Genomic DNA, 12,814 nt, shown 5'->3' with positions numbered 1-12,814 from the left:
TAGAGTCCTGCAAATAAGAACCTCTGTGGCAAGTAATCAATGGGCAAAAGACTGGGAGCAGGCTAAGACTAAACTTTATAAGAAAGTAGCTTAGAATTGCGATAAATCTGTTGTTAGGAATGCTCTCAATACGTTCCATGGACTTTACCTCACGTAATGCAGAGAAGATAGAAACGTGCCCAAAAGCATGCCTTGAGCAAGTCTTGAAAATATCAAAGGTAATACTATCGTGATCGAACCAATTACCCAAACCGACACCACATCTTTCACCCTCTCCCAATTCCTCACCGAAATCAAACAAACCATTGACCGCAAATTCAAAGGCGGTGGCTACTGGGTGCGTGGTGAGTTATCCGACTGGCACAAGAATAATGCTCACTACTATGGAGAGCTAATCGAATTTGACGAAAACACACACCAGTCCATCGCCAAGATCAAAATCAACATGTGGGCGAACGTGGCGCACAAGGTCATCCCTAAGTTTCACCATGCCACTGGTGAGCAGTTAAAAAATGGCATGAAAGTTTTACTTATGGTTGACGTGAATTTTCACCAGAATTTTGGACTCTCACTTAACATTGTCGACATTGATCCCAGTTTCACTTTAGGCGACCGTGAAGCTCGTAAAAAGAAAGTCATTGCCGACTTAACGCAATCTGGCGTGATCAACAATAACCGCAACTTACCGATTCCAACGGAGTTTACCAATATCGCTATCATATCCAGTGAAAACGCAGCAGGGCTTGGTGACTTCTTTGCAGAAGCTGACCTACTCCAAAAGCATGGCTTATGCCAATTCGACATTTACAACGCATCGATGCAAGGTAAAGACTGCGCTGTCACAGTTGCCAAACGATTCCGTGAGATTTACAAAGCCATTGGCTCGCACGAAAAAACCTACGACTGCATTGTGCTTATCCGAGGTGGTGGCTCCCAAGCTGACCTTGACTGGTTCAACTACTTTGATCCTGCTAACGCAATCTGTCACATGCCAGTGCCAGTATTTGTCGGCATTGGACACGAAAGAGACAAAACTATTTTAGACGATCTGTCTGCGCGATCTTTTGATACACCGTCCAAGGTGATTAATTATATTGCGAATACGATCACCAATAACGCATTGAAAGCGCAAACGAGCTTTACATCGATTAAGTCAATCGCACTGAACAGCACAAACAAAGCCAAAGCTGATATAGACAAGCAGCATCAATACATCACACACTTTGCCAAGCAAGTGGTCAGCACACAGAAAAAAATCACTGGCGACTATTACAAGCTTGTTCACGTCAATGCGAAACAACAGCTTGCTTATCAACGGCAAGTGATTGATAACTGGCAAGGTAGCATTATGCAATCAGCGAAAAAGTCGCTTGAGTTGTCGCGGACTAAGATTGATCATCTTAACCAAACAGCGATGACGACAGCCAAAAGCTTAATACAAAGCCACAGCAAACAGTTAATCACTTGGCATAGCAATATTGCAGTGAATGCGAAAAATACGCTTAGCAATGCCAAAAACAGCATTGAAAGCCATTACCGAGGAATCCTGTCAATGTCTATTGAACCTACTTTACAACGAGGATTTGCAGTGACAAAATCAGATGGTAAGTATGTGACATCGCTTGCGGATGCGAAACAGTGCCAAAGCTTGACGGTGACGTATCACGATGGCGAATTAATAACGGAGGTTAAACATGGCTGAAACATCAACAACCTACGCCCAAAACTACCAAACCTTAGAACAAATCAACGCCAAGCTTCAAAGTGGGCAGAATAATCCGAACATTATCGATGAGCTTGCGCCTATGCTTGAATCTGCGTCTAAAAGCTATCAGGTGTGCAAGGCGAGGATTGACGCTGCTGAAAAATTTATCGCTGAATTTGAGACAGATGGCAATGTCAAAGACTAAAATTGACCTCTCCGACCTCGAACTAGAATTCATCGCCAACGCAGCCTTAGCCTTTGACGGCATGATCGCTGACGAGCAAGCTGACCTATCACACATAGCCGAAATTGCCAGATTTCTTGTAGGCTTGTATGGCAAAGGTGCTGATTTGTCGGAGGATGAGAAAAAGGTGTTGCGGGTGGCTTATAGGGTCTTAGGTTAGAGTCAAGCTTATATATCGATATATATATCGCAATACATATATATTTTGCTTTACATATCGATATATGTATCGTTATAATTCACATGGTTAAATAAAAAAGGATGATTAATCATGATTGTAGTTATAGGAAACACAAAAGGTGGAGTTGGCAAGTCAACAATTGCTTGCAATATTGCAACCTTTTTAGCTAATAAAAATAAAGATGTTTGCTTGGTTGACGTAGATAAACAAAAAACATCAACGGCTTTCATCAACTCAAGGGATAAGACTTTGCCCAGAATAACCTGCGTACAGTTAAAAGGTGATGTATTAGATTCTCTTAGTGATTTAGCTAAAAAATATGACGAGGTAATAGTAGATGCTGGAGGTTATGATTCGGTAGAATTAAGAACTGCTATACTTGCTGCAAACAAGCTCATAGTACCAATAAAAGCAAGTCAAATTGACTTATGGGCAGCAGAAGATGATGGTGGAATAAATGATATAGTAGGTAAAGCAAAAGCATTTAATAGGGCACTAGAAACTAAATCATTATTATCAATGACACCAACACATGCAATGATCACTGAAAAAGATGATGCAAAGGGGATGCTTGAGGATTTTAATAATATTAATGACATTCTAAAAACATCAATTAGTGAGCGTAAAGTTTATCGAGACGCTTTTACTGAGGGGCGCGGTGTAATTGAGATGAATAATGATAAAGCAATCATAGAAATATCTCACCTTTGCAAGGAGATATACAATGGCATTTAAAAAACTAGACAAGAAAAACAAAGAACTTGAAGCTTTTAAAAATGAGCCTATTGAAACCAAACCTAAAAACGATATACATATCGATATACATAGCGATTTACAAATCAAACTACCGTGGTTGAATCATAATAAAAATGCAGTTAAACCAAAAAAACAATTTATTCTAAAGTTAAATGACTATTACCATTCTGCTCTGACGCATTTTTCAAATCCAGAAGAGGGTGTGTCTATGCAAAAAATTGTGAATGACATATTAATTCCCGCCTTGGATGAAATGATTGAAAAAGAAGAAAATAAAAAATAAATATATATCGATATGTATATCGTTATATATATTAGAATATTACGTTCTAACAGCCAACCACCTTTCCACCGTCAACTTAACTTCTCGATTATATCCTTTCGCATCGATCAAATTATTAATCCAATCATCAACGGCAACGTAGACTTCCTCTGTGCCTTTCACCGCAGCTAAGTTTGGCTTGCCTACTTTAACAGCACAACGTTCGATATATTTGTTGGTGTCGTCTGGCTTTGTAAACTCACAGCGTAGGTGACATTCCCATGCTTTGATGGTGCCAGATTTTTTGCGTTTATTTGGTGATGATTTCTTAGTTGCCATTATCCAATTGTATTAAGCTTAGATTTAAGTTCTTTTATTTTCGCTTCAACCCTATCGCAATCATAACCTTCATTTTTCATCATAAAATCTAATGATTTTTTATAGTATTCAAGAGCATTGTTTTCATCGCCTCTATACTCATAAACTATTGCTTGCATCCGAAAACCATCAACAGAGTAATCATGTTCATCTCTCAATTTCTGGCAAACTAAGTCAGCTTCATCAAATTTATTTTGCTCACATAAATCTATCACGCTAGCCGAAAGGTCATCTATGTGTTCTTCATCTTCAAAATCTTCATAATCATAATAATTAGTCATAATTCACCTTTTGTTTAGTTTTACATTATTATACTTTTAATCATCGCCACTCTCACCGTATGCTCTTTGCCATCGATCTGCAAAACGGCAGCAGGGTAGTAGTAATCGCTAACTTTGACATTCTCATATCTGGTCACTTCTTCACTATCTCTGCTCTTGGCAATATCCATAGCAACGACCTTGCCAGATTCGAGTAGGTCTTGGATTGTTTCGATCTTGGGCTTAGTCATTATTGATTTTTTCCAATGCTTCAAACTCAATAATCGAATCAACCCATAGCGTGACTTTGCCACTGCCAACTTGTGCCAAAGTTACATGGTTAGGCGGGGTGCTTTCAATCACGCCTATATACTCATTGTCACCAATGATTTTAATTCTCACGGTGATTCCGCTTTTCTTGGCTTGGTATATTTCTTTGCTAAAGTCCATCTATCACCTCTGCTTTTCTTCTTCAAAAACCGCCACAGCGTCATCTTTACTAAATTTCTTAGTCATTGCTTTGTCTTTGTAGACATCCCTGATATAGCCTAAATTCTTGGCATAATCATCGTTAGATTCAACAACCCAAGACACCAAGTCCTCACGTACAAAAATGGAGCCTTTAATTTTGACCGCTTCACTAGGTATCGTGTACGGCTTTTTGAGGTAAAAGGTTCCAGTGTAACGATAGCCAATAGGCAGCTTTTGCCGTTCATCTTTAAGCTTATCCATTATACCTTTTACATAATCAACGGCTTTGTCGTACTCGCTTTCAGACGATGCGCCAATGAAAGCGTCTTTTTTGTATTTGAATAGCCACAAGATGCGGTCTAAGGTTTCGATGTCGTTTTTGATGTTTTTGCGTTGGGCGGTCATTTAAAGTTCGCCTTTTTTGATTTTCTCTACAAGCTTATCGCAATAGTCTTTACCCTCTTTAAGCCCGCAATTTGTTTTATCCCTAAAATATTTGATCGCAGGAACCATGTTAAATCCGTCATCGCCTGTGAATCGCTTGCTAACTTCATCACCTTTTAAAATTCTCACCACTTCATCTTGATAAGCATTAAATTTCATAATTACAGCCTCATTTTTCTGTTATTTTCTCAACAGCGAGATATCGCTTATTTTTTCAATCTCAATCATAACGCCACCTACCTCATCAGCTTGCTCAATCTCAACAAAAACATTGCCAATATTGGTTATTTTGCCGTTGACTCTCTCATAATTGCCATGAGTTACGTACACAGGCTTATTTTTGGCTTGTGCTTTTTTTAGTTTTTGTAGATTGCCTTGGATACTCATTCAGTCACCATGTTGTTATTGTCTTTTGCTTTTGGCTTCTTAAATATCAGATTTAAGGAAATAAACAGCATGATAAATAATACCGTGTTTATAATTATCATTGAGAAACCCACCAAGCTAGCTATAACAAAGTCAAAGCAAAAAGACACAAAGTCTTTTGTTTTTCTAAAAGCTTTAATCATTATGCATACCAACCGTTTTTGTATTCAAAATCTCTACACCTATAATTTCTTTATCAAACAACATATATTCCTTTTTATCACTTTTAATAACCACATGATCAGCAAAGGCAAACTTTACTTTGCCTATTATATGTGCGTTATTTAATCTTGTCACTTTGACTTCCTTTCCAAGTGATTTTGCCATTTCAAAAACACTTTTATAATTCATTGTTTAGCCTAAACCTAATGTACTGTTGTATTTCTTTTGCTTGAGTAACTGTAATCAATCATGCCGTCTTTATTAATACCACTCTCGACAAATTCATCCAATATCATACTAAGACCATCTAGCGCGAAAACATCTGATTCTATCGCATAAAATATACTGTCGTCTTCACTTAAACTCTCTAATGTCTCAGCTATATTTTTATTTCTCTTGTCAGCTTCATCAATTACATGTTTCAGCAATACTGCCTTATGGTGAAAATCTTTCAGCGTCAATGATCTAAAAAATCTAGACTTATAATGATCATCTATTGTTACAAAAAAGATTTTTGGCATGTTCTTATTATTTACATGCAGCTTAATATCAGCGTCAAAACCGAATGCTTCTATTAGCTCCACATATAAATTTGTGCAATCTTCAAATATTTTTGCATCTTGGTTGTTAAATATGTCTTGGGCAGATAGTTTTTTCATTATCTTAATAATCTTTATTTATTAGTTTGTCATGATTTTAGGTTTTCTATTATCGTCAATATTCACAAAAACAACACAAGCTGTCACTGATAATTCGTGCTTATTTGTTTGACTGGTTGTGAAAACACTTATATCAAAAACCATTGAAGTATTGCCAACCTTTGACAGTTTGGCATAAATATCAACTATACTGTGCGAGTGAATTGGTTTTTTAAAATCAACATTCTCAACGAATTTAGTGACAACTCTGCCACCGCAATGATGAATGGCTGCTAAACTGGCTCCAATGTCTATTTGGCTCAGAATCCAACCACCAAAAATAATACCACCATGATTGCAATCTGATGGCATCGGAACAGTGCGGACAACTAAATCGCCATAATCTTTTAAAATATCAAATGCATTTAACTTGTCACTCATTCCCTACTCTCCCCATCAATAAACAAAACATCAGCCAACTCAAACCTTTCAACGACATTGCTATGCGTATTCAGCTCTACATAGTGATTATCAACATGCACAATAACGCCAGTGTAAAGCTTATTTGAGTAGGTTTTTAAGCTAACTTTGGTTTTGTCGTTTTTAAACTTAACCAATCTATCGCTTGGCATCTATGCTGATTCCTTAACTTTTTCTTTTACAAACTCAACGCCAACTAATGATTTAAAATCAATTGTGCGCTTTTCGTTTTCATCTGTCACCACTTCAACACCTATGCCTAATAGTTTAACTACTTTGCAATTCGTTCTTATCCCACCTAAAAATGTAGCTTTACAGTTAAACTCTGCATCTTTGCTTTAGCCAAATTTTTAACAATGCTCAATCCTTAATCTCATTTTACGCTCTTTTCTTCCTTGTCCACGACCTCGACAACACATTAACTCGGTTCAGCCTATCACTTCTTAGCGCAGTGTAAAGCTCGTTTAGCTCGTCCTCATAACAATAATCTTTGGGCTTATATATCCCTGTTAGCTTACAATTATACCTTAGCGCATATTTTTTGACTGTGATTTCTCTGAAGCCTGTTTTTTTAGCAACTTCTTGTAACGTCACGCCTTGGCGTTGAAGGTTCCTCAGTGCTTCATTAATCGGCATACCATACTTAGCCTCAACAACCGCCTTAAAAGAGTCATTAGAATGTTGATTCGCCATCAGTTAAGGCTCCATTTTCGCGATAGGGCGTTATACTTATTGATTTCTTTGCTATAGAAAATTGGTGGTATTTCTTCTGGTGGCTCCTCTCTGTGATCTGAACTAGGTTTAAGTAAGATATTATAACGATGACAATATTTTCTGACTGTTCCAACCTTAAAACCGATAATATTGGCTGCTTCATTATACGTCATGTCTTGCGCTGCAAGATCGTTTAATACTTCCTCGGCACTCTTGCCAAAACGCTTTTGCATTGCCATTTCAAAATTGTTTACGTATTGATTAGCTGCCATTGTTAGACTCTCTTATTTTGTCTAAGCCTTTGGTCATTACCAATGGCACACCATATTTTGATGTTGCACGTAATAGTTCAAACTTATCTCGATATTCTAATACCAAAGCTATTTTATCGGTTGTTGCTAACTCCCCATTTAAATACCATCTTTTCTTAGGTGACTGAGTAGAGTAATAAGCAATTATCACGCCCAACATCGGCTTGCCTGTTTTGCTCTTTGGTTCCTCAAACTTCATCAAAAAACCCGCCTTAACCAATAACGGAGTTTGCAGCCAAAGGTGTCGTAGACAAAACTACCGACAAACCAAAAAAAATAAAAAGCTACAGGCACATATTGTTCCAATAAATAATCAATCAAAACATAGGCGAATATAATCTGAGACAATCCCAGTAAAGCTGCCTTTTTGCTGTTTAGATTAAATAGCTCACCATAGCTTAATTGAGCTTGCCGATCTGATTCTTGGCGTTTCTTTTGTTTATATTCTTGGTAGCTCATGGTTTTTTCGTAACATTAAATGAAAACGTCATTTTACCATCCAAACTAGCAAAGTTCGTCATCGAATCAATTGCTAATTCTTGTTCTAAGTCATTATGGATAATTATTGCCTTGCCACTCTCAACCGCTTTGACAATGCAACAGTCATATACCGCTTTTGAGTCGTCATTATTGGTGACCTCTATATTTACAAGTTCGCCTGAAGGCGCCAATTCATTCAGCAGTTTGGTTTTTTGATCGTTAATGTCGTCTAATGGTCTGAATGCATTGACAAAAAATTTATAAAAACTCATTCCTCTTCATGCCCCCATGCTTTGTCTATGTTTTCTTTAGTTATTAATTCAACATCCAACTCATACTTGCGTTTAAACTCTTTGCTCCCATCTTCAATATGATCAACGGCAATTTCAGCCGCAAGCGTACCAATCCCTTTAGAGTTTTGCTTAATTGTTGCGTCAATTTTTCCATCTTTTATGGCTTTTATTCCTTCATCCGTCCCATCGAAACCTACAATAACTATATTCTCTCTACCCAAGTATTCAACAGCATCAGCAGCGCCTAATGCCATTAGATCATTATGGGCGAATATAGCGTTGATGTTTGAATGTTCTTTCAGTACGTCCATTGTGGCATGTTTAGCTTTCACACGATTATAGTTTGCCGCTTTTTGAACGATAATCTCAGCATTGCCGTTTTTAATGGCGGCATCAAATGATTTTGCACGTTCTTGTGTCGATGAGGTATTTATGAATCCTTGAATCTCTAATATTTTGGCGTTTTTTCCTAGATGTTTTAAGATATAGGACGCTGACAATTGTCCACCTTTTTGGTTATTTGATTCGATGTGACCCAATATATCATCGCTTCCCAAAGATTCTCTATCCACTGTGATTATTTTAATGCCATTTTTCTGAGCATAGTCTAGTTCTTTTTTTGTATAGATAGAGTCTACTGGATTAAATATAATAACTTTCAGTCCTCTATCCACCAACTTTTCCATTGCCATTATTGAGCGTTTTGGTTCGTCTCTTGAGCTAATGACAGTAATACCATAGCCTTGGCGATTAAGTGCATCATCAATAGAGCGTGTCATTCCACTAAAAAATGGATTGCTAATATTAGACATAATCACACCAACATGATTGCTTGAGTAGTTTCTTTTGGCATATGAAAATACGAGCATTAATATGGCGATTATTGCAGCAACAACAGCATATATAATATTTTTCTTACGCATTTTAACTCCCATTAAATTATTTTTCTCTTCACAAAAAGAGCAAGCAAGAGCATGTTTAATAACAAAATGAAAACCATCGCGATGAATAAATACAAAGCATTATCTAGCGCATAAGCTTGATTTACGTTTAATACTGTTACACCAATAACCATGGCTACAACAACCATTGAAAAGCTTTTGTTCATGAATGATGTCCCACCATAAAATAAACCACTATCGACCTCTGGTGTTAACTGCTCAATAATAGTGTAGTTCAAAGGGTGCATTAAAACCTCGCTGAGCGCTACAAATGCAATGAAAACCATAATTAAACTTAAGTCCAAATACTTGCCAACTGCCATTAAAATAGCGCAGATCATTATCGCACAGGAAATAACCATCAATCCCAAACTTAACTGAAATGATATATAATATTGGATTTTATACCTTTTAAGCACCCACAAAAGAAAAACGGTGAAAAAAGCTGTCACACCTGTGTTGATAATACCTATCCACTCAGGACTTAAATTAACTTTATAGCCAAAAATAATTGAATTGCTATGAAATGTTATTAGGTACAGCGATAACAATGGAATTGACGCATAACATCCCCAGTAAACACAAGCTGATAGTTGGTATATTAAAAAGGTCAACAAATTAACTTTTTCTTCGCCTTGTCTTTGCTTTAGATAATTTCTGAATTCAATAACTAATTTAATTGCTATCCCAATAACCAAAACATCAATTAACCATGTGAAATGGAAAGCAATGTAGATTAAAGCAACAACGCCAATACAAATACTATAAAATTGGGTATATCGTGTAAGGTTGTCTCCGTACGAAATTTTCCTCCCCATTATGAGAAGCTTTTCACATAATATGAGTAGAATTAATGTCGTTGCAGAAAAAACAAACGCCAAGGTAAATAAAGGGGCAATATCGATAACATGCAATCCAAAAATCGCTCCAACAAATAAACCTAGATTAAAAACCAATACATCCCATGTAAAAATAAGTTTAACTGTGTGCTTATCTTTTTTAGCCGCTCTTAATGTTCGGTCTATGTATATGGTTATAGTGGTTACCGCCATTCCAAATCCTAAGCTATAGATGGCAAAACCTAGGTGTGTCCAGCTAAATTCACTTAGTGAAATAATATACAAACCGATGCTCTGCATCACTATGGAGTTGATTAATATAAATTTAAATCCAACGTATTTTTTTGCCAACACTGGTGTTAATGTATTGATCATACCAATGACGGAAAAAGCAACATAGAATAAATTAAGCAGCATAATGGTGGAAAATGGCAAATTTTCAAACAAATAAGGATATGCAGAATATGATACTACTCCATAACTAACACACATGAATCCGTCAAAAACCAATAGGAAAATTATTGTGCTTATGAATCTACGATTATTGAGTATTCCTACCATTAAATTTTGACCTTCCTAATAATTGTATATAGTAATATAGCCACCACAAACCCAATCACTGCCAATACCCCAAACAACACCAAATAACTTTCATTCATCGCTATAGCATTGGCACCACTGGCATCAATCTCAACCGTACCCGACAAATCACTTGCAATCACACTTGCCGTACTGCCAGTTAAAAGCATCCAAACGCCCATCATCAACCCTTGATGTTTAGGCTTAGCTAATTGAGCAATCATAGAATACCCAATAGGTGCAATCATCAACTCACCGAATGACTGAAACACAAAAAACAAACTGACCCATAACACTGAGCTTTGACCGTTGGCAAGTAAGATACCAATAGGCAAGAAACCTAAACCAATGGCAATAGAGGCAATACCAATTAAAAACTGTTTAGACACTGTCAAACTCGTTTTCTTTCTAATCTTGGCAAAGACTGGCGGTAAAAACACACCACCTAAAACGATAATGACAATATTGATATTACCTAACCATTGCGGAGTTAATCTAAAGCCAAATAGCTCCATATTGACATTGTGCTGCATGAATATAGTTATTCCCATCGGTGCCAAGTAGTACATTGACCAAAACACAATAGCAAACAACGCCAACACCACATACAAGCGCATATTACTGCGATCTTGTCGATCTTGCTGTTTGTTAGCCAACCAAAGAAAAAACACCACAAAAGCGACAGAAACAGCTAATACGGCTTGTTTTAATGATACTGGGTACAATAGCGACACAAACACAACGCCAGTCATTGCTACAAAAATTGTAAATAATAACGCATACCTTTTGTTTAAGGCTTTGGTACCATGACGTTTAACAAACCGAGTCAAAGGCGTATCAATATCAGCGACCGCTTTCCAACCTAATACAATAGAAGCTAAGCCTAATACATTAAACACCGATGCCACCAAAAACAAAGACGTATAGGCATTGTCTAGTTGATAGTATCCCGCTGCCGTGTATCCTGCAAAGAAACCTAAATTAGACGCTGCATGATTCCAAATGAAATACTTTTCACGCTTCACATGTTCCTTTTGGAATCGTTGCGTGATCATCATGTTAAGACAAGGTACATTGATGCCTGTAGCCACCAGAAATAACGTCAAACCAATATACAACGCTGTTTCTGTTGGTATTGCCAAAATAAAGCATGACACTACTTGAAAGACCATTGCAATTAAAAACAATACCCGATAACTACTAAGCAAACCACCAAGATAACTGCCAAGCATGTGTAAACCGTAGTTGTAGACTAAAAAGACCGCTACGATGGAATAGGCACTGTTGGCATCATAACCAAAGGCATTTGTTAAGTATAACGACAAACTCGAATACAACACGGCAAAGCTCATGGTAGCAAAGACCTGTGTTGTAAGTATTACCGCAATGCTATTGTTAAAGAATTTCAAATAGGCTCCCCTGTTTTGTTTTCTATGTTTTTTGCAAAAGCGGAAATTTTAAGCTAAATCTTCCTGTGATTCAATCGTCACGTTGTGGACGACCTCGACAGTAATAATTTTTGATAATTCAACCGATAAATATTTGCCATTTTTCATAATCAACACACTTCTCTTGCCGATTCCATCAACTCTACCTGTTAGCTTATAGTTGAGTCCTGTGTTAATAATAACCGTTTGGCTTTTTACACATGCCCTACCTAGTATTTTTCGTATATCGTCCATATTCCATTATCCTTGTGATAATTATTGTTGGTGCTTAATCACGCAATCAATGCACCGTCTTACTTTGACCATCACCCAATTGTGACCACGCTTGATGATCAATTAAGTTATGCTCGATCTCGTCATCGACAAATTCAATATCATTAAAGGCTTTCAGTTCGATCATATCGTTTAAGTCCTGCTCGATGACGTAGAACCTGTGGTTATCATTAATCATCTTACGTGTGGCTTCTGTTAAGGTGCAATTGTGCTTGTCGATGTAGTCCTTAACGTCATTAAGCAGCAAAAGCTTACCGTAAAAGTCGGCTAAACTTAAAGATGCAAATATTTTGACCTCAAAATCAAAACCTTTAATTTCAACGTAAAAATAATCTGGCGTGTTGTCCTTTGTCACAAAACATTGCACGTGACCGTCAAAGCCGAAGTAATTCATTGCTTTTGGAGAGCATTCCTAACAACAGATTTATCGCAATTCTAAGCTACTTTCTTATAAAGTTTAGTCTTAGCCTGCTCCCAGTCTTTTGCCCATTGATTACTTGCCACAGAGGTTCTTATTTGCAGGACTCTA

At 37.1% G+C, this 12,814-nt stretch carries 26 protein-coding genes; 5 read left to right on the top strand and 21 right to left on the bottom strand.

Translation table 11 applies throughout. The features are described from left to right. Window positions 1-229: 229 nt before the first annotated feature. The 5 genes from xseA to IE867_RS13465 all read left to right on the top strand — a co-directional run bounded on the left by xseA (window position 230) and on the right by IE867_RS13465 (window position 3,169). Window positions 230-1,702 (top strand): exodeoxyribonuclease VII large subunit, encoded by a 1,473-nt coding sequence (gene xseA / locus IE867_RS13485; RefSeq protein ID WP_192485238.1) that lies wholly within the window; start codon window positions 230-232, stop codon window positions 1,700-1,702. Then, the gene (gene xseB / locus IE867_RS13480; RefSeq protein ID WP_192485237.1) at window positions 1,695-1,910 is read left to right on the top strand and encodes an exodeoxyribonuclease VII small subunit; all 216 of its coding nucleotides are present in this window, start codon (window positions 1,695-1,697) and stop codon (window positions 1,908-1,910) included. The genes xseA and xseB overlap by 8 nt, the downstream gene beginning before the upstream one ends. Further along, complete coding sequence (locus IE867_RS13475; protein WP_192485236.1) at window positions 1,897-2,109, top strand: hypothetical protein; 213 nt, start codon at window positions 1,897-1,899, stop codon at window positions 2,107-2,109. The genes xseB and IE867_RS13475 overlap by 14 nt, the downstream gene beginning before the upstream one ends. A gap of 111 nt (window positions 2,110-2,220) precedes the next feature. Further along, window positions 2,221-2,865 carry a division plane positioning ATPase MipZ gene (locus tag IE867_RS13470; protein WP_192485235.1) on the top strand — a complete coding sequence of 215 codons (645 nt, stop codon included), beginning with the start codon at window positions 2,221-2,223 and terminating at the stop codon, window positions 2,863-2,865. Beyond that, entirely contained in the window at window positions 2,855-3,169 is a 315-nt protein-coding gene (locus IE867_RS13465; RefSeq protein ID WP_192485234.1) for a hypothetical protein, read from the top strand. The genes IE867_RS13470 and IE867_RS13465 overlap by 11 nt, the downstream gene beginning before the upstream one ends. 39 nt (window positions 3,170-3,208) lie before the next feature. On the opposite strand, the gene IE867_RS13460 is transcribed toward IE867_RS13465, so the two are convergent. From IE867_RS13460 to IE867_RS13360, 21 genes are all read right to left on the bottom strand, one after another. Then, entirely contained in the window at window positions 3,209-3,487 is a 279-nt protein-coding gene (locus IE867_RS13460) for a hypothetical protein (RefSeq protein WP_192485233.1), read from the bottom strand. Beyond that, window positions 3,487-3,807 (bottom strand): hypothetical protein, encoded by a 321-nt coding sequence (locus IE867_RS13455; protein ID WP_192485232.1) that lies wholly within the window; start codon window positions 3,805-3,807, stop codon window positions 3,487-3,489. The genes IE867_RS13460 and IE867_RS13455 overlap by 1 nt, the downstream gene beginning before the upstream one ends. A 20-nt stretch (window positions 3,808-3,827) precedes the next feature. Beyond that, window positions 3,828-4,037, bottom strand: coding sequence for a hypothetical protein (locus IE867_RS13450; RefSeq protein ID WP_192485231.1), 210 nt, complete (start codon window positions 4,035-4,037; stop codon window positions 3,828-3,830). Continuing rightward, window positions 4,030-4,236 (bottom strand): hypothetical protein, encoded by a 207-nt coding sequence (locus tag IE867_RS13445; RefSeq protein WP_192485230.1) that lies wholly within the window; start codon window positions 4,234-4,236, stop codon window positions 4,030-4,032. The genes IE867_RS13450 and IE867_RS13445 overlap by 8 nt, the downstream gene beginning before the upstream one ends. 3 nt (window positions 4,237-4,239) lie before the next feature. Then, window positions 4,240-4,662, bottom strand: coding sequence for a hypothetical protein (locus tag IE867_RS13440; RefSeq protein ID WP_192485229.1), 423 nt, complete (start codon window positions 4,660-4,662; stop codon window positions 4,240-4,242). After that, on the bottom strand, window positions 4,663-4,860 hold the full coding sequence (locus IE867_RS13435; protein ID WP_192485228.1) for a hypothetical protein: 198 nt from the start codon (window positions 4,858-4,860) through the stop codon (window positions 4,663-4,665). It lies immediately after the preceding gene. A 21-nt stretch (window positions 4,861-4,881) separates the two neighbouring features. Next, window positions 4,882-5,088, bottom strand: coding sequence for a hypothetical protein (locus tag IE867_RS13430; RefSeq protein WP_192485227.1), 207 nt, complete (start codon window positions 5,086-5,088; stop codon window positions 4,882-4,884). A 174-nt stretch (window positions 5,089-5,262) separates the two neighbouring features. Beyond that, window positions 5,263-5,478 carry a hypothetical protein gene (locus IE867_RS13425; RefSeq protein ID WP_192485226.1) on the bottom strand — a complete coding sequence of 72 codons (216 nt, stop codon included), beginning with the start codon at window positions 5,476-5,478 and terminating at the stop codon, window positions 5,263-5,265. Between the two features lie 14 nt (window positions 5,479-5,492). Beyond that, complete coding sequence (locus IE867_RS13420) at window positions 5,493-5,948, bottom strand: hypothetical protein (protein ID WP_192485225.1); 456 nt, start codon at window positions 5,946-5,948, stop codon at window positions 5,493-5,495. Between the two features lie 21 nt (window positions 5,949-5,969). Then, on the bottom strand, window positions 5,970-6,368 hold the full coding sequence (locus IE867_RS13415) for an acyl-CoA thioesterase (protein WP_192485224.1): 399 nt from the start codon (window positions 6,366-6,368) through the stop codon (window positions 5,970-5,972). Further along, entirely contained in the window at window positions 6,365-6,559 is a 195-nt protein-coding gene (locus IE867_RS13410; protein ID WP_192485223.1) for a hypothetical protein, read from the bottom strand. Before IE867_RS13410 ends, IE867_RS13415 begins: the two co-directional genes overlap by 4 nt. 226 nt (window positions 6,560-6,785) lie before the next feature. Beyond that, on the bottom strand, window positions 6,786-7,100 hold the full coding sequence (locus IE867_RS13405) for a hypothetical protein (RefSeq protein WP_192485222.1): 315 nt from the start codon (window positions 7,098-7,100) through the stop codon (window positions 6,786-6,788). Then, the gene (locus IE867_RS13400; RefSeq protein WP_192485221.1) at window positions 7,100-7,393 is read right to left on the bottom strand and encodes a helix-turn-helix domain-containing protein; all 294 of its coding nucleotides are present in this window, start codon (window positions 7,391-7,393) and stop codon (window positions 7,100-7,102) included. Before IE867_RS13400 ends, IE867_RS13405 begins: the two co-directional genes overlap by 1 nt. Then, window positions 7,383-7,631, bottom strand: coding sequence for a hypothetical protein (locus tag IE867_RS13395; protein WP_192485220.1), 249 nt, complete (start codon window positions 7,629-7,631; stop codon window positions 7,383-7,385). Before IE867_RS13395 ends, IE867_RS13400 begins: the two co-directional genes overlap by 11 nt. After that, a complete protein-coding gene (locus IE867_RS13390; protein ID WP_192485219.1) occupies window positions 7,631-7,891 on the bottom strand; it encodes a hypothetical protein in 261 nt (86 codons plus the stop codon). Before IE867_RS13390 ends, IE867_RS13395 begins: the two co-directional genes overlap by 1 nt. Continuing rightward, on the bottom strand, window positions 7,888-8,184 hold the full coding sequence (locus IE867_RS13385) for a hypothetical protein (protein ID WP_192485218.1): 297 nt from the start codon (window positions 8,182-8,184) through the stop codon (window positions 7,888-7,890). Before IE867_RS13385 ends, IE867_RS13390 begins: the two co-directional genes overlap by 4 nt. After that, window positions 8,181-9,128, bottom strand: a complete 948-nt coding sequence (locus IE867_RS13380) for a sugar ABC transporter substrate-binding protein (RefSeq protein ID WP_192485217.1) — start codon at window positions 9,126-9,128, stop codon at window positions 8,181-8,183. Before IE867_RS13380 ends, IE867_RS13385 begins: the two co-directional genes overlap by 4 nt. Window positions 9,129-9,139: 11 nt before the next feature. Continuing rightward, window positions 9,140-10,432 carry an MFS transporter gene (locus IE867_RS13375; protein WP_192485216.1) on the bottom strand — a complete coding sequence of 431 codons (1,293 nt, stop codon included), beginning with the start codon at window positions 10,430-10,432 and terminating at the stop codon, window positions 9,140-9,142. Window positions 10,433-10,545: 113 nt separating this feature from the next. Next, entirely contained in the window at window positions 10,546-11,973 is a 1,428-nt protein-coding gene (locus IE867_RS13370; protein ID WP_192485215.1) for a peptide MFS transporter, read from the bottom strand. A gap of 48 nt (window positions 11,974-12,021) precedes the next feature. Beyond that, window positions 12,022-12,246: a hypothetical protein gene (locus tag IE867_RS13365; RefSeq protein WP_192485214.1), complete on the bottom strand. Its 225-nt coding sequence runs from the start codon at window positions 12,244-12,246 to the stop codon at window positions 12,022-12,024. A gap of 46 nt (window positions 12,247-12,292) precedes the next feature. Beyond that, the gene (locus IE867_RS13360; RefSeq protein WP_192485213.1) at window positions 12,293-12,679 is read right to left on the bottom strand and encodes a hypothetical protein; all 387 of its coding nucleotides are present in this window, start codon (window positions 12,677-12,679) and stop codon (window positions 12,293-12,295) included. Between the last annotated feature and the right edge of the window lie 135 nt (window positions 12,680-12,814).

The organism is Cysteiniphilum marinum (assembly GCF_014857925.1).
GTDB lineage: Bacteria > Pseudomonadota > Gammaproteobacteria > Francisellales > Francisellaceae > Caedibacter > Caedibacter marinus.
The sequence above is the reverse complement of the archived record's forward strand: the minus strand, read 5'-3'. Positions and strand labels throughout refer to the sequence as shown.